At 70.8% G+C, this 19001-nt stretch carries 16 protein-coding genes; 10 read left to right on the forward strand and 6 right to left on the reverse strand.

Annotated features, from left to right (window positions below; genetic code table 11):
• The first annotated feature begins 10 nt into the window (after positions 1–10).
• From AB0878_RS38825 to AB0878_RS38845, 5 genes are read left to right on the forward strand one after another with little or no spacing between them, the layout of a single operon-like run.
• The gene (locus AB0878_RS38825) at positions 11–2344 is read left to right on the forward strand and encodes a TOMM precursor leader peptide-binding protein (protein WP_366586015.1); all 2334 of its coding nucleotides are present in this window, start codon (positions 11–13) and stop codon (positions 2342–2344) included.
• Positions 2341–3825: a SagB family peptide dehydrogenase gene (locus tag AB0878_RS38830; protein ID WP_366586017.1), complete on the forward strand. Its 1485-nt coding sequence runs from the start codon at positions 2341–2343 to the stop codon at positions 3823–3825. The genes AB0878_RS38825 and AB0878_RS38830 overlap by 4 nt, the downstream gene beginning before the upstream one ends.
• Positions 3826–3829: 4 nt before the next feature.
• Positions 3830–6067, forward strand: coding sequence for a hypothetical protein (locus AB0878_RS38835; protein WP_366586019.1), 2238 nt, complete (start codon positions 3830–3832; stop codon positions 6065–6067).
• Complete coding sequence (locus tag AB0878_RS38840; RefSeq protein WP_366586021.1) at positions 6060–6863, forward strand: thiopeptide-type bacteriocin biosynthesis protein; 804 nt, start codon at positions 6060–6062, stop codon at positions 6861–6863. Before AB0878_RS38835 ends, AB0878_RS38840 begins: the two co-directional genes overlap by 8 nt.
• 39 nt (positions 6864–6902) lie before the next feature.
• Entirely contained in the window at positions 6903–7070 is a 168-nt protein-coding gene (locus AB0878_RS38845) for a hypothetical protein (RefSeq protein WP_220245467.1), read from the forward strand.
• Between the two features lie 167 nt (positions 7071–7237).
• On the opposite strand, the gene AB0878_RS38850 is transcribed toward AB0878_RS38845, so the two are convergent.
• From AB0878_RS38850 to AB0878_RS38860, 3 genes are all read right to left on the reverse strand, one after another.
• On the reverse strand, positions 7238–7984 hold the full coding sequence (locus AB0878_RS38850) for a trypsin-like serine protease (RefSeq protein ID WP_366586023.1): 747 nt from the start codon (positions 7982–7984) through the stop codon (positions 7238–7240).
• 147 nt (positions 7985–8131) lie between these two features.
• Positions 8132–8887, reverse strand: a complete 756-nt coding sequence (locus tag AB0878_RS38855; protein WP_366586025.1) for a trypsin-like serine protease — start codon at positions 8885–8887, stop codon at positions 8132–8134.
• Positions 8888–9019: 132 nt separating this feature from the next.
• The gene (locus AB0878_RS38860; protein ID WP_364043517.1) at positions 9020–9394 is read right to left on the reverse strand and encodes an FKBP-type peptidyl-prolyl cis-trans isomerase; all 375 of its coding nucleotides are present in this window, start codon (positions 9392–9394) and stop codon (positions 9020–9022) included.
• Positions 9395–9543: 149 nt separating this feature from the next.
• Here AB0878_RS38860 and AB0878_RS38865 point away from each other — a divergent pair, with 149 nt between their 5' ends.
• The 4 genes from AB0878_RS38865 (at position 9544) to AB0878_RS38880 (ending at position 15671) form a co-directional block, all read left to right on the forward strand.
• The gene (locus AB0878_RS38865) at positions 9544–12765 is read left to right on the forward strand and encodes a penicillin acylase family protein (RefSeq protein WP_366586028.1); all 3222 of its coding nucleotides are present in this window, start codon (positions 9544–9546) and stop codon (positions 12763–12765) included.
• Between the two features lie 187 nt (positions 12766–12952).
• Positions 12953–13981 (forward strand): PLP-dependent transferase, encoded by a 1029-nt coding sequence (locus AB0878_RS38870; protein WP_366586030.1) that lies wholly within the window; start codon positions 12953–12955, stop codon positions 13979–13981.
• 248 nt (positions 13982–14229) lie between these two features.
• Complete coding sequence (locus AB0878_RS38875) at positions 14230–14970, forward strand: hypothetical protein (RefSeq protein WP_366586032.1); 741 nt, start codon at positions 14230–14232, stop codon at positions 14968–14970.
• Positions 14971–15074: 104 nt separating this feature from the next.
• Positions 15075–15671 (forward strand): class F sortase, encoded by a 597-nt coding sequence (locus AB0878_RS38880; protein WP_366586117.1) that lies wholly within the window; start codon positions 15075–15077, stop codon positions 15669–15671.
• 16 nt (positions 15672–15687) lie between these two features.
• Here AB0878_RS38880 and AB0878_RS38885 read toward each other — a convergent pair whose 3' ends face one another.
• Both AB0878_RS38885 and AB0878_RS38890 read right to left on the reverse strand, forming a co-directional pair.
• Positions 15688–16083: a hypothetical protein gene (locus AB0878_RS38885; RefSeq protein WP_366586034.1), complete on the reverse strand. Its 396-nt coding sequence runs from the start codon at positions 16081–16083 to the stop codon at positions 15688–15690.
• Between the two features lie 46 nt (positions 16084–16129).
• A complete protein-coding gene (locus AB0878_RS38890) occupies positions 16130–17227 on the reverse strand; it encodes an alcohol dehydrogenase catalytic domain-containing protein (RefSeq protein WP_366586036.1) in 1098 nt (365 codons plus the stop codon).
• Between the two features lie 93 nt (positions 17228–17320).
• On the opposite strand from AB0878_RS38890, the gene AB0878_RS38895 reads away from it, so the two are divergent.
• Positions 17321–18220 carry a LysR family transcriptional regulator gene (locus tag AB0878_RS38895; protein WP_366586038.1) on the forward strand — a complete coding sequence of 300 codons (900 nt, stop codon included), beginning with the start codon at positions 17321–17323 and terminating at the stop codon, positions 18218–18220.
• Between the two features lie 4 nt (positions 18221–18224).
• On the opposite strand, the gene AB0878_RS38900 is transcribed toward AB0878_RS38895, so the two are convergent.
• On the reverse strand, positions 18225–18965 hold the full coding sequence (locus AB0878_RS38900) for a FadR/GntR family transcriptional regulator (RefSeq protein ID WP_366586040.1): 741 nt from the start codon (positions 18963–18965) through the stop codon (positions 18225–18227).
• Positions 18966–19001 lie beyond the last annotated feature (36 nt).

Consider the following 19001-nt stretch of genomic DNA (forward strand, 5'->3'; position numbering starts at 1 on the left):
GGGGACAACCATGACGAAGAGCATCAATCGGATCACGAGGTTCAACCGGTCGTTGCGGGTGCTGACCGTGCCCGGCGACGCGGTGTACCTCACGAGCGAGCGCACCACGCAGACCCGCCTCGCCGGTGCGTTGGTCGAGCAGCTGGCCCCGCTGCTGGTCGACGGGCAGCACAGCCGCGAAAGCATCAAGCAGGCGCTGGCGGAGGCCGATCCGGCGCGCATCGACGTGGCGCTGGACCGGTTGTGCCGCAGCGGGTATGTCGTCGAGGTGGACCCCGAGGTCGACCCGCGCGTGGGCGGCTACTGGGAAGCGTCCGGTGTGGACGGTGACGACGCCGTGCGGCGCCTGGCCGGTGCGGACGTGCGGGTGCTCACCGCCGGCGACGTCGACGCGGCCGGGTTCACCGAGGCGCTGGCGGCGCTCGGTACCGGCGTCACCACGGATCCCGACGCGCCGGCCGGCTTCACCGTCGTGCTCACCGACGACTACCTGCGTCCCGAACTCGCCGAGTGGGGCACGAAGTTCCACGCGGCGGGCACGCCGTGGCTGCCGGTGAAGCCGGTCGGCAGCATGATCTGGGTCGGCCCGGTCTTCGAACCCGGCGTGACCGGCTGCTACGAGTGCCTGCGGGTGCGGCTGTCCAACAAGAACGTGCTGGCGAGCTACCTGCGCCAGCGCGGAGTGCTCGACAGCCCGGCGCTGGTCAACTCCGTGACCGGCACCGGCGTCACGCAGGATCTGGCCCACCGCCTCGCCGCGCTGCACGTCGGCAAGTGGCTCACCGGCGCGTTCGCCGCGGGCCGGGCCGCGATGCCGCAGCCGCCGGGCGGGGTGGCCGCGCAGTACGGCACGCCGTGGCAGTCGGAGGTCATCACGCTCGACACGGTCAGCCTCACGCAGGAGCACCACCCGTTCCAGCGCCGGCCGCAGTGCCCGCTGTGCGGTGAGCCCGAGCTGCAGGCCGACCGCATGGCGGCGCCCGTGCAGCTCGAGCCGCGCCCGCGCATGGCGAGCAGCGACGGTGGTTACCGGTCGAGCCCGCCGGAGCAGTTCGTGGCGCGCTACGAGCACCTGATCAGCCCTGTCACGGGACCGATCAGCAACCTTGTGAAGGTGCCGTTGGAGGTCGAGGGCCTGCACACCTACACCGCGGGCCAGAACTTCGCGATCCCCATGGCCAACGCCAACGACCTGCGCGCCGGCCTGCGCAGCTGCAGTGCGGGCAAGGGGATGAGCGACGCGCAGGCCAAGGCGTCGGCGGTCGGCGAGGCGATCGAGCGCTACTCCGGGCTGTTCCACGGCGACGAGGCTCGCCGCACCGCTCGGCTGGCCGATCTGGACCCGGCCGAGGTGATCCACCCCAACGCGTTGCACCTCTACAGCGACGCGCAATTCCGCGACCGCAAGGAGTGGAACTCGCGCCCGTCGCACTTCCACTGGGTCGCCGACGATCTCGACCCGCAGGCCGAGATCGAGTGGTCGCCGGTGTGGTCGCTGACCGAGCAGCGCACCAAGCTGTTCCCCACCTCAGGCCTGTATTTCGCTTACCACAACCCGAAAACCCCGTTCCAGGCCGGCGCGAACTCCAACGGCTGCGCGGCGGGCACGAGCCTCGAGGACGCGATCCTGCAGGGCTTCATGGAGCTGGTGGAACGCGACACCGTGGCGATGTGGTGGTACCACCGCCTGCGCCGGCCGGCGATCGACCTGTCGACGTTCGACGTGCCGTACTTCGCGCAGTGGCAGCAGCGCTACGACGAGCTGGAGCGCGACACCTGGGTGCTGGACCTGACCAACGACCTGGGCATTCCGTCCGTGGCCGCGGTTTCCGTGCGCCGCGACAAGCCCGCGCAGGACATCCTCTTCGCGCTCGGCGCGCACTTCGACGTGGAGGTGGCGATCGGGCGGGCGCTGTCGGAGATGAACCAGTTCCTGCCGGCGGTGATCGGGATGAAGGCCGACGGTTCTGGTTCCTATGCCTACAACGACCCCGACCAGCTGCACTGGTGGCGGAACGCGACCGTGGAGAACCAGCCGTACGTGCTCCCGGCCGAAGGCGCCCGGCGCACCCGGGCCGACTTCGAGCGCTATCAAAGCACCGACGTGCGCGAAGACGTGCTGCGCGCCGAGCGGGCCGTCGCCGAGCGCGGGATGGAAATGCTGGTGCTCGATCAGACGCGGGTGGACATCGGCCTGCCCGTGGTGCGTGTGCTGGTGCCGGGGATGCGGCACTTCTGGCCCCGCTTCGCGCCCGGCCGGCTCTTCGACGTGCCGCGCGAACTGGGCTGGATCGATGAAACGCCGTCCGAAGCCGACCTCAACCCGATTGCGATGTTCCTATGACCACGCTCGAACGCACCGCCGAGTACACCGTCACCTTCCGCCGCGACGTCGCCGTGCTGACCAAGGACGACCAGGTCCTGCTCGGCCTGGCCGATCGCGCGGGTTACCGCCTGCGCGGCGTCGGCGCCCCGATGCTGGCGGCTCTGGAGCAGGTCCGCGCCGGGCTGCACACCGAAGAAGAGCTCGCCGCCGAGCACCCGCAGTCGCCGGTCGCGACCGTGCTGACGAAGGTGGAACCGTTCCTGGCCACGGGTTTTCGGCTTCGCGGCGAGCGCGTGGCCGTGCTGGAGCGCACCGGCGTGACCGGGCTGCGGCCCGAGCTGCCGGAGCTGGCCGGCGCGTGGCTGCGGCTGGGCAAGTTCAGCCTGTTGCGTCGCCGCGGCGGCGAGCTGGTGGTGGAGTCGCCGCTGAGCAAGTACCGCGCGGTGCTGCTCGACGCGGCGCTGGCCGGCGCAGTGGCGGCGCTCGCCGTGGCCCGGCCGACGTCGGAAGTGGACACCGAGTGGTGGCCGGTGCTGGCCGCGCTGGCGGGCGCGGCCTTCCTCGACGTCGGCGCCGACGGTGAGTTCCCCGTCGACTCCGACGACGTGCTGCGCCAGTGGGATGTGCACGACCTGTACTTCCACAGCCGCAGCCGGATCGGCCGCACCGACGAGGCGTTCGGCGGCCGCTTCCCGTACGTCGGCGACATCGAGCCGCTGCCCGCGGTGGCGCCCGCGCCGGAAGGACCGCGCACGGAGCTGTTCCGCCCGTCGTTCGACGCCGTGCGCGCCGCTGACCATGGGCTGCAGGAGACGATCGAGGCGCGCCAGTCGATCCGCACGTACGGCGAAGATCCCATCACCGTCGAGCAGCTGGGTGAGTTCCTCTACCGCACGGCGCGCGTGCGCGGCACCTACGGCCCGCGGCCCGAGGCGCGGATGCCGTACGAAGGTTCGAGCCGGCCGTACCCCTGCGGTGGTGCGGGGTACGAGCTGGAGCTGTACGTCACCGTCCGCCGGTGCGCTGGCCTTGAGCCCGGCATCTACCACTACGACGCCGGCGAGCACGTGCTGCGGCTGATCAACACCGAGTCGCAAGCGCGTGACGAGCTGCTGCGCGTGGCGACGCTGTCGACCGGCGGCCAGGCCGTGCCCGACGTGCTGGTGACCATGACCTCGCGGTTCCAGCGGCTGTCGTGGAAATACCAGTCGATCGCGTACGCGGTGACGCTCAAGCACGCCGGCGCGCTGTACCAGACGATGTACCTGGTGGCGACCGCGATGGGCCTGGCCGGCTGCGGTCTGGGCAGCGGTGACGCCGACGCGGCGGCCAGTGCGTTCGGGCTGGACTACCTGAAGGAGTCGTCGGTCGGCGAGTTCATCCTGGGCAGTGCCCCGGCCGAGCTGCCCGCCCCGGTGAGCGGTGACGGCGCGCAGGACTGGCGGGGCGAGCTCGACCCGGGCTGGCAGGCCGAAGCTCTCGCCGCGCGGAGGCGGTGAGGTCGTGTCCGAGCTGCTCGTCTCCCGGATCTGCGGCCTGCCCGCCAGCGTGCTCGACGGTCTGCGTGCCCCGGAGACCGTCGCCCTGCTGGAGGAGGCCGAGTCCGCCGCCGCGCGCAAAACCGCGTTGGCGGAACCGGTTTGCGATGCGTTGCACGCCGTGATCGGCCGCGACGAGCTGTCGCGCGAGCAGCGGCGCGGGCTGATCCGGCTTCGTCGGAGCGTGTTCAACGACCGCTCCGACGAAGCCGGCGTCAGGCTCGCGCGGGAAGTGCTGGCCGCGGGGGAGGCGGACCGGCTCGGTGAGTGGCACCAGCTGCTGGTGCGCGAGCGTGAGCTGCTGGAAAAGGCGGCGCGGGCGCTCGGCGCGGAGCTGGCTTCGGCGCAGCACGCCGTGGCTTCGGCCCTGCGCAGCCCGCACGTACTGGCCGGGCTGGCGCTGGCGAGCCCGGAGTTCGTCACGGTGTTGACCGGCCGCGCCGAGCTGGGCAAACCCGGTGGCCGGCTCAGCCGCAGCGCCGTGTCGTACCTGGTGCGGACCACGGTGAAGCCGAGCCCGTTCGGCGCGTTGACGACCGTCGGCGTCGGAGACTTCGGCGGCGCGGTCGACCCGGGCGCGGGCTGCCGGCTGGTGAGCTCCTCGCGCGTCGCGGCGCGGCTCGCGTATGCGGCCCTGGAAGACGACCCGGTGGTGGTGCCCAATGTGGACACTCGCCTCGTCGGCGCGGAGTGGCTGGCCGCGCTGCCCGTGCACCTGATGCGCCACGGCGTGTACTTCCGCGAGGACGAGGTCACCGCGCTGGCCGGGCCAGTGCCCCTCGACGCTCGGCCGCGGCGCCTGCGTGAGCTGGCCGCGGAGCTGGGTTGCGCCGTCGACGACGTGCGCCGGCTCGTGGACCAGGGGTTGCTGCTGGTGAGCCCGCCGTGGCGCCTCGACGAGCCGCGGCATTTCACCGCGTGGGGCCGTCCTTCGCTGGCCGAAGCCGAGAAGGTCGTGGCCGGCAGCGCGGACGGCCGGCGCCGGGCCGACGCCGTGCTCGCGTTGCGCGGCCGGCTGCGAACCGTGCTGGCGGAACGCGATCCGGCGCGCGTCGGCTGGCTCGACGGGCTCGGGCTGGTGCACGAAACCGTCGCGCACGGCCCGGAAGCGGAGACCGCCCCGCCCGCGTGGGTGGCGGGAGAGCTCGACCGGCTCGACGGCCTACTTGGCGCGACCGCGCGGCCGCGGGCCGGGTACTACGACCTGGTCCGGTTTTTCCTGCACCACTACGGAAACGGCGGCGTCGCCGACCTGGCTGAGTTCGCGTTCCGCGCGGTGCGCGACCTGGACCCGATGCTGTGGCTTTCCCGCTGCGCGGTGCCCAAGCCCGACGTGCGCGACCTCGCCGGGCCGAGCATCGGCCGTCCGGCGCACTCGGTGTTCTGGCAGGTCGCGGGCGAAAAGCTGGTGGTCAACCAGGTGCACCCGGGGTACCTCGGCGCCGTCTCGCGCTGGGCGGGCGTGCCGGGCCTGGCCGCGCGGGTCGAGGCGGCCGTGACTTCGTTGCACGAGAAGCGTTTCCCCGGTTGCGCGGTGTACCAGGTGACCGCGCACGCCGACTGGACGGACACGCAGCGGCCGGCCGTGCGTTCGGCGCCGTGGCTGTCGTGGGGTGCCGAACGGCCCTTGGCCGGGCCCGGTGGCGTGCCGATCGACGGGTTTCGCGTGCGCCACGACCTGGCCACGGGGACGTTGGAGGTGCTCGACCCCGCCGGGCGGCCCGCCGCGTTGAGCTACCTCGGCGCCGTGCCCGCGCACCTGCTGCGCGGGGTGCCGCGTGTGCTGCAGCTGCTGTCGGATCCGTGGCTGTCGCTGGGCCCGTGGGCGCCGATGCCGGGCGCGGGGTTTCGCGAGCGCGTGACCGACGGGCGGCTGGTGCTGCGCCGGGCCCGCTGGACGCTGCCGGCGTCGGCGCTGCCCGATGTCGCCGGCGGACCCGAGGTGGACTTCCTCCGCGCCGGCCGGATGTTCCTGGCCGAGCACGGGTTGCCCGAGCAGGTGTTCGTCCGCGGTCTCGGTGCGGGCGGGGTGCCGCAGGGCAAACCGCAGTGGCTCAGCTTCGCCCACCCGCTCGCGGCGTGGACGGCGCTGAAAGGCCTGGCCGGCGCGGAGGAGCTCGAACTCACGGAGGCCCTGCCGGCCGTTTCCGACGCCGGCTCCCGGCGCGTGGCCGAGTTCCTGACGGTGGTGACCCATGCTTGAGACCCTGCTGCGGCCCGACTGGCGTTACTGGCGCGTGTACGTCCCGGACTTGCCGTCCGTGACGCGGCTGCTGACCGAGGTGGTGCGGCCGGTGGTCGGTGAACACTCGTTGCGGCGCTGGTTTTTCCTGCAGTACATGGACATGTCGGGCCTCCAGCTGCGCGTTCGGCTTCAGCCTGAGCCTTGCTCGGCCGCCGTGGTCGAAGCCGACCTGGACCGCCGCTTCGCCGAACGCGGCACCGAAGTCGTGAAGCGCTGGTACGAGCCGGAGCTGGCGAAGTTCCGCGGCCCCGACGGCGTGGAGTTCGCCGAGCGCGTGGCGCACCTGGGCAGCGACACCGCGCTGGAACTGCTGCCCGGCCGCGCTTCCGCCCACCGCATCACGCAGGCCGCGGCCCACACGGCCGCGATCGTCGAGGGCCTGCCCGCCGACCAGCAGATCAGCTTCCTGCACCAGTACGCGTGGTACTGGTCGGGCCGCGGCGCCCGCACCGTCGCCTGGCGCCCCGCGGCCGCCACCGCCCGTCCGGACGACCCGGCCGCCGTGCGCCAAGCGGGCCGCCTGTTCGAGAACGTGACGCGCGAACTGGCCACCGACCGCGTCGGCAAACCCCTGCGCCGCTACGCCGAGCGCTTTTGGACCGAGTACCGCGAATCGGCCCGGCGAGTTTCGCCGTACCGGGCGGCGTTCCAGCACGTTCACCTCATGAACAACCGGCTCGGCGCAGTTCCCGGAGAGGAGGCCCAAATCGCGCGGTTGTTGTGGGTGCAGCGATTGCGTAGCATCGGTAATTGATCGGGTAATCCGATAAAACAACAGTTGGGGAGAAATATCATGGACTCAGGCTCCAGCGGCGTTGCCGGCGGCATCGGCGACCCGGACGACGACCACCCGAACCCCGTCGGTGACGCCGTGGTCAGCGGCGTGCGCTCCGTCCTCGACAAACTCGGCCCGGCGGGCAAGAAAGCCGCCGACCAGCTACCGAAGAAAAAGGACAAGTAAAGCCGCGATTATTCCGGCGAACGTGACCGCGCGCCGCGACGGAAATTACGCGTGAACAATGCGGTCACGCACTGACCCGCCACCGGCAGGGGCGCGGAGAGCGATCCTGACTGTCGCTCTCCGCGCCGGCCGGGGCGGTTGTTTCGGGCCGAACCTATTTGTCCGCCCTATTTAGTCCGGGCCGCGATCCAATCCGCGATCACGTCCACCCGTGACGTCGTTTCGACGGTCGCGTGGGGGCAGTCCGGACCGGTCGTCTCCACGGAGATGAGCTGGCCTCCGCTGCCGGAGGGTACGAAGTAGGGCGCGCCCGAGTCGTAGACGCACGCGCTGGTGGTGGGGGAAGGCGCGACGCCGCGGACGCCGACGGTGGTGCTGCCCACGGAGGCGATCTGCACGGTGCCCTGTTGCAGCTTCGAGGACGGCACGGGGTTCTTCGCCGTGTGGCTGCCCCAGCCGGCGAGGGTGAGGCGCTGGCCAGCGGCCGGGATCAGGCGGTTCACGGTCAGCGGCGTGATGTCCGGGACCGCGCTGTCGAGTTGCACGAGGGCGACGTCGTTCTCCGCGGACTGCAGCACCTGCGTCGCCTTGCGGGTGACGCCCGCTTCCTTCGCTTCGTCCACCAGGCCGAGCGTGACGGTGGTCGGGTACGGCACCGGGCCGGACACGCGGTTGCGCTGCGCGTCGTGGAAGCAGTGGCCGGTCGTGATGATCCACGTGGGCGCGACGAGGGAGCCCGAGCAGAAGCTCGTGTACGTGCTCCCGTCCGGGCGCGGGATGCTCGCCATGGTCAGCTTGGCCGTGAAGCCGTACTGGCCCGGGGCCACGTCGGACCCGTCGGCGACGGCCAGGGCCGGGCCGGCGGTGAGGAGGGGCAGGAGGGCAGCTGCGGTGAGTGCGGCGCGGACGCGCATTCTTTCCCTTCGTCGGGCCACCGGCAGGGCGCCGATGATCGACCCTCAACGCTATCCAGCTACTTCCGGGTCAGGAATTCCCTTGTCGGGCGAAAGAAAACGGGCCCCGCGGCCTGTGCGCGGAGCCCGTCTTCTGGTATCCGGGTGTCAGTGGGTCTGCGCCAGCACCCAGTCGGCGACGACGTCGACGCGCGAGGTCGTCTCCAGCTGGTCGTGGGGGCAGTCGGGGCCTTCCGACTCGACCGCCACGATCCGGCCGCCGCGGCCCGAAGCCACGAAGTACGGCGCACCCGAGTCGTAGAGGCAGGCGCTGGTGTCCGCGGCCGGCGCGACGCCGTGCACGCCGAGGGTGGTGGCCGCGACCTCGCCGACCGCCACGGTGCCCTGCTGCAGCTTCATCGACGGCGCCGCGTCCACCGAGCTCAGCGCGCCCCAGCCGGCGAGAGTCAGCTTCTGCCCGACCGTCGGCTCGGAGCGGCTCACCTTGAGCGGCGTGATCCCGCGGACCGGCTTGTCGAGCTTGGCGAGTGCGATGTCGCCTGCGCCGGCCTGGACCACGTCGGTGACCTGGCGCGTCACGCCGAGCTTGCCGCGCTGCACGGTCGTGCCGAGCAGCACCGAAGTCGGGTACGGCACCGGGCCGGAGATCGGGTTGCGGTTCACGTCGTGGAAGCAGTGCCCGGCGGTGAGGATCCACTGCGGCGCGACGAGGGCGCCGGAGCAGCCGCTGTCGTAGTGCGTGCCGTCGGGCCGCGGGATGTTCGTCATCGTGAGCTTCGCGGCGAACTCGAACCGGCCCTGCGGCACGTCGGATCCGTTGGCGACGGCCGACGCGGGTACGGCGGTGGCGAGCGCGGCTGAAAGCGTGAGCAGAGCCGCGGAAAGGATCGCGCGAACGCGCATGTCATTTCCCCCTGGTCAGATGGCACCGGTCGAACCGGTGATCGGCCAGAGCCTAGCCAGCACCGGGGTTCACTCGAAAGTGTTCGGGCAACCGGGCTGCCCACGGGGCCGGCCCGGTTGCCCGGACGTCGATCAGTTCACGCCGACGAGGTCGACGACGAAGATCAGCGTCTCGTTGGGCTTGATCACGCCGCCCGCGCCGCGCTCGCCGTACGCGAGGTGCGGCGGGATCACCAGCTGGCGACGGCCACCGATCTTCATGCCGGCCACTCCCTGGTCCCAGCCGGGGATGACCTGGCCGGCGCCGAGCGCGAAGCGCAGGGGCTCGCCGCGATCCCAGGACGCGTCGAACTGCGCTCCGGTGGAGTGCGAGACGCCGACGTAGTGGACCGTCACTGCGTTGCCCGGCTGGGCCTCCGCGCCGTCACCGACGGTGAGGTCGGTGATCTCCAGTTCGGCGGGAGGGGGTCCGTCCGGGCGGTCGATTTCGGGCTTTTCCAAGGTCATGGCGCTCACCGTACCTAGCAGCGGCAGGCTGCGCCGATCGGACTAGGCCCAAAGAGGGGTTAAACGCGAATAGTCTTCACACTTCATCTACCCGTCGGTAGCGTGCGCTGGGTCACCCCTGGGGGAACCTCGTGGACGGGAGCTCCGGCATGCGACGACGCATCCGCACCCTGGCTGTTTCGGCCCTGGCCGTTGTCGCGGCGGGACTCGTGACAGCGGTCGGCGGCGCGCCACCGGCCTCGGCGGCCTTGCCCGGCAACGACTATTGCGCCGGCCAGTGCAACGACATCCTCCCGCCGGGGGAGAACGGCAGCGCGACGCTCGCGGAGATCCTCGGCAACAAGGCGTTCGGCACGCAGCCCGCGCACGCCGACGACCAGCTCGGCAAGTACGCCGACCTCGCCGGTGGCTACAAGACGCTGACGACGGACACCATCGGCAAGTTCTTCAACGACTCCTCCTTCGGTGTCCCCGCCGACCAGGTCGCGAGCACGCTGCAGCCCCGCTCCGATGTCACGATCACGCGCGACAAGGCCACCGGTGTCCCGCACATCCAGGGCACCACGCGTTCCGGCACGGAGTTCGGCGCCGGCTACGCGGCGGCGCAGGACCGCTTGTGGCTCATGGACATCATGCGCCGCGTCGGCCGCGGCCAGCTGACCTCGTACGCCGGTGGCGCGCCCGCCAACCGCGAGCTGGAGCAGTCGTTCTTCGCCGCCGCGCCCTACACCGAGGACGAGCTGCAGCAGCAGATCGAGGCGACGGCCGCCAGCGGCCCGCGCGGCAAGCAGGGCCTCGCCGACGCGCAGTCGTACCTCGACGGCATCAACTCCTACATCACCGACTCCCACAACGGCCGCTACTTCCCGGGCGAGTACGTGCTCACCGGCCACGTCGACGCGATCACCAATGCGGGGACCATCGAACCGTTCAAGCTCACCGACCTCGTGGTGCTCGCCTCCGTGGTCGGCGCGCAGTTCGGCGCCGGTGGCGGCGGTGAGGTGCAGAACGCGATCGCGAAGCTCGCGTTGCAGGAGAAGTACGGCGTGGCCAAGGGTGAGCAGGTGTGGCAGAGCCTGCGTTCGGCCGACGACCCCGAAGCCGTGAAGACACTGCACGACGGCCAGACCTTCGACTACGGCATGACCCCGGCCAACCCGCAGGGCCTCGCCATGCCGGACAAGGGTTCCGTCACGCCGCAGCAGCTCGTGTACGACCAGTCCGGCTCGGCGGCGACCAACACGCCGGCGAAGGTCGACGTCAAGGCGCCGGCGGACCAGCAGGCCGCGAAAGGCATGTTCGACAACGGGGTGCTGCCCGGCGACATGCTGAGCGACAAGCACGGCATGTCCAACGCGCTCGTGGTCTCGGGCAGCAAGACCGCCAGTGGTCACCCGGTCGCCGTGTTCGGCCCGCAGACCGGGTACTTCGCGCCGCAGCTGCTCCTGCTGCAGGAACTTCAGGGCCCGGGCATCAGCGCGCGCGGCGCGTCGTTCGCCGGCATCTCGATGTACGTGCTGCTCGGCCGCGGCCGGGACTACTCGTGGAGCGCCACGACGTCGGCGCAGGACATCATCGACACGTTCGCGTTGCCGCTGTGCGACCCGAGCGGCAAGCCGGCCACGAAGGACTCGAACTACTACGTCTACCAGGGCCAGTGCCTGCCGATGGACACCGTGGAGCGCAAGGACTCCTGGTCGCCGACGGTGGCCGACGGCACCGCCGCCGGTTCGTACACGCTGCGCAGCTACCGCACGAAGTACGGCCCGGTGACCAGCCGCGCGACGATCGGCGGCAAGCCCGTGGCGTACGCGTCGCTGCGGTCGTCGTACTTCCACGAGGTCGATTCGCTCATCGGCTTCCAGGAGTTCAACGACCCCGACTTCATCCACTCCGCGACCGACTTCCAGCGGGCCGCGAGCGACGTGAACTTCACCTTCAACTGGTTCTACGCCGACTCCAAGGACGTCGCCTACTTCAACTCCGGCGCCAACCCCGTCCGCAATTCCACTGTGGACCCGATGATGCCGGTGTGGGGCGACAAGGGTTACGACTGGCAAGGCTGGAACCCGGACGGCAACAAGGCGAACTACACCCCGGCCTCCCAGCACCCGCAGTCGGTGAACCAGGACTACTACGTCAGCTGGAACAACGCCCAGGCCAAGGGCTACGCCTCGGGCGGCGCCGACAAGTCGGCCGTGCACCGCGCCGACCTGCTCGACACGCGTGTGAAGGCACTGATTACCAGCGGCACCAAGGTGACGCGCGTGAACCTCGCGCAGGCCATGGAAGACGCGGCGCTCGCAGACCTGCGGGCCGAGGAGGTCTTGCCGTTGCTGCTGCAGGTGCTCGACAAGACGCCGCTCACCGGCGCGGCGGCCGACGCCGAGGCCAAACTGAAGACGTGGCTGCAACACGGGCACCAGCGCGTGGAGTCTTCTCCGGGCAGCAAGATGTACAACGACGCCGACGCGATCCGGATCATGGACGCGTGGTGGCCGCTGCTCGTCACCGCGGAGTTCAAGCCGGCCCTGGGCGACGACGCCTTCACCGCGATGACGAACGTGCTGCAGATCAACGAAAGCCCGTCCGGCTTCCAGAACGAGCTGCCGGGCAAGCACGTCGGCCAGCCGCACCAGGGTTCGTCGTACCAGCACGGCTGGTGGGGTTACGTCAGCAAGGACATCCGCACGGTGCTGGGCCAGCCGGTCGCCGGCCCGCTGGGCGCGACGTTCTGCGGTGGCGGCGACCTCACCGCCTGCCGCACCGCGCTGGTCGACTCGCTCACGGCGGCCGCGGCGCAGCCCGCCACCACCGTGTACCCGGGTGACGCCGACTGCTCCGCCGGCGACCAGTGGTGCGCCGACACCGTGATCCAGCGGCCGCTCGGCGGCATCACGCACAACAAGATCAGCACGCAGAACCGGCCGACGTTCCAGCAGGTCGTCGAGTACCCGGCCCACCGTGGCGACAACGTCAGCAACCTCGCGGCCGGCAAACCGGTGAGCGCCACGAGCGCCGAGACGGGCTTCTACAACTCGCCCGCGTCGAACGCCGTGGACGCCAACGCGAAGACGCGGTGGGCCAGCGACTGGAGCGACAACCAGTCGATCACCGTCGACCTCGGTTCGGTGCAGCAGGTCGCGCGGGTGGTGCTCTCGTGGGAAGCCGCGTACGCGAAGGGCTACAAGGTGCAGCTCTCGGCGGACGGCGAGAACTGGCGTGACGCGGCCGTGGTGACCGACGGCAACGGCGGCGCGGACAACGTGTCGTTCACGCCGTCGGACGCCCGGTTCGTCCGGATGCAGGGCGTGCAGCGGGGGACCGGTTACGGCTACTCGCTGTACGAGTTCGAGGTGTACGCGCACTGAAAGGCGTGGTCGGCTCGCCGGCGCGGGTGAGCCGACCGCCACATCACGGCTGCCCGGCCGCGATAGCGCCATTGCCAATCCGGCCAAAAGCAGGCGCACCCCCGGCACGAACCGCAAGCCTGCGACGCAGGTCATAGCGCCGTGGCTGTGGCCGGATTGGCAACAAAGGCGCAGTACGGTGTTCGGTATGGATTGGACACCGCGCACGATCGCGATCGCGGCCGGGCGGCCGCACGGCCCCGGCGAGCCCCTGAACACCCCGATCGTGGCCACGAGCACGTTCGAAGCCGGCGGTGATTCCGTCTACGCGCGCTCCGACGGCACGGAGACCTGGCACGCGCTCGAAGAAGCCGTCGGTGCCCTGGAAGGCGGCCACGCCACCAGCTTCGGCTCCGGCGTCGCGACCCTGTCGGCCGTGCTGGACACGCTGACGGTCGGCTCGTCCGTGGCGGTCCCGACGTTCAGCTACGCGGTGACGCGCGGCGCGATGCACCACGCCGAGAAGATGGGCCGCATCACCGTCACCGAGCTCGAACCCACCGACACTCAGGCGTGGCTCGACTGCGACGCCGACCTGCTGTGGCTCGAGTCGCCGACGAACCCGACGCTCGAAGTGATGGAGATCGAGACCATCGCGCGCGGCACTCGCGGCCGGGTCGTCGTGGACAACACCTTCGCGACGCCGTTGCACCAGCAGCCGCTGAAGCTGGGCGCGGACATCGTGGTGCACAGTGCGACGAAGCTCATCGGCGGGCACAGCGACCTGTTGCTGGGCATCACCGTCGCGGCCGACGAGACCGTCGCGGCCGAGCTGCGCGGGGCGCGTACGCGGATCGGCTCGACGCCCGGCGCGCTCGAAGCGTGGCTCGCGTTGCGTGGCCTGCGCACGATGCCGGTGCGGCTTGCGGAGCAGTCGAAAACGGCGGCGCTGCTGGCTTCCCGCCTGGCGGAACACCCGGCCGTCACGAAGGTGCGTTACCCCGGTTTCGGGATGATGGTGTCGTTCGAGCTGGCCACGGCCGAAGCCGCCGACAAGGTGTGTTCCGCCGTCCGGCTGATCCGCGCGGCGACGAGCCTCGGCGGCGTGGAAAGCCTGGTGGAACGGCGTGCGTGGCTGCCGGGGGAGGAGCGCGTGCCCGCCGGGTTGCTGCGGTTCAGCGTCGGACTGGAGGATCCGGAAGACCTCTGGCGCGACCTCATCACCGCGCTGGGCTGAATCCGGTCAACAATTCACGGAGATTCGCCGGCGGGCCGGAAACTGTTACAGTAAAGCCACGGTTCCGCCGGCTTTCGTGTGTGGGCGCGGGTGTCGAGCCAGATCATCGCCGGGCCCCGCGGGTTCGTTACCTCTATTTACGGTGCTTTTAATCACCGTCGAAATCGTTTCGTGTTTACCCCTTTGGTCCGGCAGGATCAGCGAACGCGGTGGGGGCCACCGCGCTTTCTTCCAGGGGAGAACAACACGTGAAGAAGACCCTGGGCAGACTCGCGGGCGCCGTGCTCGCGGGCGCCCTGATCAGCCTTGCCGTCACGCCCTCCGCGTTCGCGCAGGAGGACAACGGCGGCACGCCGACCACGTCCGAGGTCGCCACTCCGCCCACTTCGGACACTCCGGTCACCGACGCGCCGGCGTCGGACACGCCGTCTTCGGACGCTCCGGCGTCCTCGCAGGCACCGTCCTCTTCGGACAACCCGCCGGCGACCAGCGGTCAGCCGACCGAAACCAGCCAGCCGGGCGACCCGGGCAACCCGGGCAACACCGGTGAGCCGAGCGACTCCTCGACCCCGACCACATCGGGCTCCGAAGAGACCTCGACCCCGGAGGAGCCGCCGTACGTCGACGACAGCGCCTACGGCATCGACTTCGACGGTGGCCAGGGCCTGTTCGTGATCGCGTGCGCCGCGGGCGAGCCGACCAACGTGTCCTCGAGCGACTTCGACCTGCTCGAAGGTCCGCACCAGGACGAGACCGACGGCCGCTACTGGGGCTGGCTCGTGCAGCGCCACGACGGCGTGTCCTTCGACGCCGGCAACGTGACCGCGACCTGGACCTGCGGTGGCGACCAGACCGGCGACCAGCCGGTGCCGCCGGCCGGTGGCGCGGGCGCGGGTTCCGCGGGCACGACCAACGGTGACGGCACCTCGCAGGTCAAGTACGCGCCCAAGGGCGGCGTCGAGACCGGCTTCGGCGGCATGGCCGCTTGATGGCGAAAACTGCGCCGATCGTTACCAATCCGGCCACAGTCACGGCCGAACGGCTTCGCAGTCACGGTTACGTGCCGCGCGGGGGTCGGCCTACTTTTGGCCGGATTGGTAAGTACGGGCAGGGCGTCGCGATCGCAGGCGCCCTGCTCCTTTCCCTGACGCTGAGCGGCTGCGGTTCGGACGCCCCGGCGACCGCCGCGAAGCCGGCAAGTGCGGCGCCTACTTCGGTGCCGGTGACCAAGCCGTTCACCGGCCTGCGGCCGACGTCGGTGGAGATCCCGAAGATCGGCGCGAAGTCGTCGCTGATCACCGTGCTGCCCAACAAGGACGGGCAGATCTCGGTGCCTTCGGTGAAGACGCCGATGCAGGCGGCGTGGTACCGGCTCTCGCCCGTGCCGGGTGACGTCGGCCCGGCGATCGTGCTGGGGCACGTCGACGGCAACCACCAGCCGGGCATCTTCTACAAGCTCAAGGACGTCAACCCCGGCGACGAGGTCGACATCGAGCGCAGCGACGGCAAGAAGCTGAAGTTCGTGGTGGACCACAAGGACGAGGTCCCCAAGGACACCTTCCCCACGCAGGCGGTCTTCGGCAACACCGACAAGCCCCAACTGCGCCTGATCACGTGCGGTGGCGTGTTCGACCACGCCGAGCACAGCTACAAGGACAACATCATCGTGTACGCGAACCTCGTCTCCTGAGCGTTCCCCCGCACGATCACGCAGCCCGGCGCCACCAGCGGCCGGGCTGCGGTCGTTTTCGGACCGGTTCGGCCGGCGCGGGCTCGACCCGGAACCACCCGATGCGCCCGGAGAGCTCCGGCATCCCCGTGGAAATCAGCACGGCATACCCGAGCCGCGTGGCGAGCCACCGTCCCATCCGCTGCACCTCCTCCGCCCCGACGTGCGCCGCGACCACCCGCACCGGCTTGCGTGGGAAGTACTTCAAGACTTCGTTCCACACGTCCGCCGGCAGGCGCGGTGGCACGTCCAGCACCACCGTCCGCTCGGCCTCCACCGCAACTGCGCGGCCCAGCAGCCATGCCCGATCGCTGATGTGCTCGCCGAAGTACATGATCGTGGCGTTGCCGACCGGGAAACTCGCGGGTTCCATCACCCACCTCCTCGCCTCCTGACACGGGCGGGGTGGCATCGGCGGTTCACCCGTCGCCGAGGTGCGTCGCTCCCAGCGTGAGGACGGTGCGGTCGAACGGCCCGCCGTGCATGGCAGCGTGGGCGACAGCGTCGTTGACCTGGTCGAGGTCGAACCGGGTGACGCGTTCGGGGGCGAGGTCCAGTGCCCCCGTCGCGATGAGCCGGATCATGGCGACGTTCGCTGTCCGCGGGTACATCCACTGGCCTCGGACGGTCACCGAGTTGCGCATGATCCACGGGTAGGGCAGGGCGAGATCCGCACCGCCGAGCATGCCGACGCCACCCATCAGCACGACCCGCCCGTACTCGCGCACGGTCATGACCGTCGCCCGGGTCGCGGAGCTGGGTGCCTGGGGTGGCAGTAGATCCACCACGAGGTCGATCGGGCCGGCCGCGGCCATTCTCGTGCGGTCGGTGTCTTCGTCTCCACTGAGCTCGACCGGGCTCACCCGCGCGCCGAACCGGTCGGCAAGCAGGTCGAGGACGGCGCGGTTGCGGCCCGGAGCCACCACGTGCCCGGCACCCATGGCGAGCGCGACAGCCACCGCGCTGCTGCCGAGATTGCCGGTCGCGCCGCTGACCAGCACCGTCTCACCGGCCGCGAGCCGGCCGGCCACCAGCCCGCCGTAGGGAATGGTGTGCACACCCAGTGCGGACCAGCGGGCGGGATCGGCTGCGGCCGAGCCGGGCAGGGGGTGCACGTTCTCGGTCGGAACCCGCATGAGCTCGGCGAACGGTCCGTCGTGCAGGTAGTGGGCCAGCTTGGCGCCGCCCTCGCCGCGGGAGCTCCAGCCCTGAAGCGTGATGTCCGGGGTCAGGGCGTCGTCGCGAGCGCGGACCGTCGAGTCGCACCACACCAGGTCACCCGCCTTCAGCTTGGTCGCGTCCGGTCCCACACTCACCACCCGGCCGATCCCGCCGACACCTGGCACGACCGGTGGTTCGAGCGGATAGCGCCGTTCACCGCTGAACACCTCGGCCGCATACGGCGGCACGCAGGTCGCCAGAACTTCGACCAGTACCTCGCCGTTGCCGGTTCGTGGGTCGGGTACGTGGTGCACCTGGAGCGGGGAACCGAACGCGGTGAGTGTCGCTGCACGCATGGAAACGCCTTTCTGTTTCGTCCTTCGCCACGCTAGGTACGTCAGGCGCATGCCGGAAGCGATGATCCGGTATCTGTGCTATGCGTAGTCGGCATGGACGTTTCGAGCGCGACCCTCCGCGTGCTGTGCCAGATCGCCGAGTCGGGAAGCTTCACCGCGGCCGCCGCGGAGCTGGGCTACACGCAGTCCGCGGTCTCGCGCCAGGCGATCGCCCTCGAACGAAGCGTCGGAGCCACCTTGTTCGAGCGGCGGACCGACGGGGTGTGGCTCACGCCGCGCGGACTGACGTTGCTGCGCTACGCGCGAACGATCTTGGCGTCGGTCGACGCGGCTGAGCGCGACCTGACCGACGAGGCTCCTCGCACGGAACTGGTGCGGCTCGGGTCGGTCTTCAGCGCAGGCCCGGTGATCCTGCCCGCCGCGCTCGCCCGGCTCGCCAGGACCGCGCCCGACGTCCGGGTTTCCACCCGCGAGGGCACCACGCCCGGCTTGGCCCGGGCGTTGCGCACCGGTTCGATCGATCTCGCCGTGCTCACCTCGCGCCCACCGCACCGGCCACCTGACGGCGAGTCACCTCGCCTGCACCTCACGGCCGTTCAGGACACCGAGCTCCTCGTGGCGGCCTCGGCCACCGGCCCGTTCGCCGGCCGCACGTCCGTGCACGTCGACGAACTGGTCGACGTACCGTGGATCGCCAGCCCCTCGTCGAGCGCGGAGCCGCTGCTCGGGGTCTGGCCCGGTCTGCCGGGGCGAGCACGCATCGTCCACAGTGCACGGGACTGGCTGACGAAACTGCACCTGGTCGCCGGAGGGTTCGGCGTCACCACCGTTCCGGAAGGCTTGGCGCCGGTTGCCCCGGCCGGGGTGATTTCCCTGCGCGTCGAGGGCGCGCCGGCCGAGATCCGCAGGGTTTTCGTGGCCCGGCTCCCCGGCCCTCCCACGTCGGCGATGACCGCGGTCACCCAGGCGATCGCCGCCACCGGCCGGCCGTGACGATTCAGAGCAACGGCGTGAGCAACGCCCGCTGCTCTTCCGGTACGTACTCCGCGTAGTTGTCGTACAACGCTCTCCGTGCCAGCCGCGCCGCCAGCTCGCCGTCGGCCGCGCGCACGGCTTCGAGCACCTCGGCGTGGTGGCGCAGCCACGACTGCATCAACGCCGAACGGTCGCGGGCGTGCGAGAGCTTGTCCTCGATCAGCTCCAGCACCACGCCGCGCACGACCTCGGCGCTCACCACCAGCAGCGGGTTGCGCGACGCGCGGGCGATCGTCTCGTGGAACGCGACGTCGGCGTGGCTGAACTGCGCGAAGCCCTCCTCGGCGCCGGCGCGCATGGCCGCGAGTGCGGTGTCCAAAGCGGACAGATCGTCGTCGGTGCGCAGCTGTGCGGCCAGCAGGTGGGCTGAACCGTCGAGCACCATCCGGAACTGCAGCAGCTCCGCCAGCCCCACGTGGTCGGCGCGGGCGAGCCGGTGCATCGAGCGGTGCAACGCCGCCGGTGACGCGGCCAGCACCTCGGGCCCGCGCGGGTCACCGGGTCGCGACCGGATCAGCTCGGCGGCCTGCAGCACGCGCAACGCTTCCCGCACCGTCGAGCGGCCGACGCCGAACTGGGTCATGAGCTCGCGTTCACCGGGCAGGCGCTCGCCGGGTTTGAGGCGGCCGCTGACCACGGCCTCCTCGATCTGCTCCACGATCCGCTCGTACGCGCGGACCGGGGCCACCGGCTCGAACTTCATCCCTTGACCTCAGCGTCGTGCGGTGCGAACCTCAGG

Origin of the sequence: Amycolatopsis sp. NPDC047767, assembly GCF_040704195.1 — a bacterium.
GTDB lineage: Bacteria > Actinomycetota > Actinomycetes > Mycobacteriales > Pseudonocardiaceae > Amycolatopsis.

What these genes read in the sequence shown, in the direction of transcription:
- AB0878_RS38825 (WP_366586015.1), top strand. Translation starts at nt 11, where the DNA reads ATGACGAAGAGCATCAATCGGATCACGAGGTTCAACCGGTCGTTGCGG.
- AB0878_RS38830 (WP_366586017.1), top strand. Translation starts at nt 2,341, where the DNA reads ATGACCACGCTCGAACGCACCGCCGAGTACACCGTCACCTTCCGCCGC.
- AB0878_RS38840 (WP_366586021.1), top strand. Translation starts at nt 6,060, where the DNA reads ATGCTTGAGACCCTGCTGCGGCCCGACTGGCGTTACTGGCGCGTGTAC.
- AB0878_RS38845 (WP_220245467.1), top strand. Translation starts at nt 6,903, where the DNA reads ATGGACTCAGGCTCCAGCGGCGTTGCCGGCGGCATCGGCGACCCGGAC.
- AB0878_RS38850 (WP_366586023.1), bottom strand. Translation starts at nt 7,984, where the DNA reads ATGCGCGTCCGCGCCGCACTCACCGCAGCTGCCCTCCTGCCCCTCCTC.
- AB0878_RS38855 (WP_366586025.1), bottom strand. Translation starts at nt 8,887, where the DNA reads ATGCGCGTTCGCGCGATCCTTTCCGCGGCTCTGCTCACGCTTTCAGCC.
- AB0878_RS38860 (WP_364043517.1), bottom strand. Translation starts at nt 9,394, where the DNA reads ATGACCTTGGAAAAGCCCGAAATCGACCGCCCGGACGGACCCCCTCCC.
- AB0878_RS38865 (WP_366586028.1), top strand. Translation starts at nt 9,544, where the DNA reads ATGCGACGACGCATCCGCACCCTGGCTGTTTCGGCCCTGGCCGTTGTC.
- AB0878_RS38870 (WP_366586030.1), top strand. Translation starts at nt 12,953, where the DNA reads ATGGATTGGACACCGCGCACGATCGCGATCGCGGCCGGGCGGCCGCAC.
- AB0878_RS38885 (WP_366586034.1), bottom strand. Translation starts at nt 16,083, where the DNA reads ATGGAACCCGCGAGTTTCCCGGTCGGCAACGCCACGATCATGTACTTC.
- AB0878_RS38890 (WP_366586036.1), bottom strand. Translation starts at nt 17,227, where the DNA reads ATGCGTGCAGCGACACTCACCGCGTTCGGTTCCCCGCTCCAGGTGCAC.
- AB0878_RS38895 (WP_366586038.1), top strand. Translation starts at nt 17,321, where the DNA reads ATGGACGTTTCGAGCGCGACCCTCCGCGTGCTGTGCCAGATCGCCGAG.
- AB0878_RS38900 (WP_366586040.1), bottom strand. Translation starts at nt 18,965, where the DNA reads ATGAAGTTCGAGCCGGTGGCCCCGGTCCGCGCGTACGAGCGGATCGTG.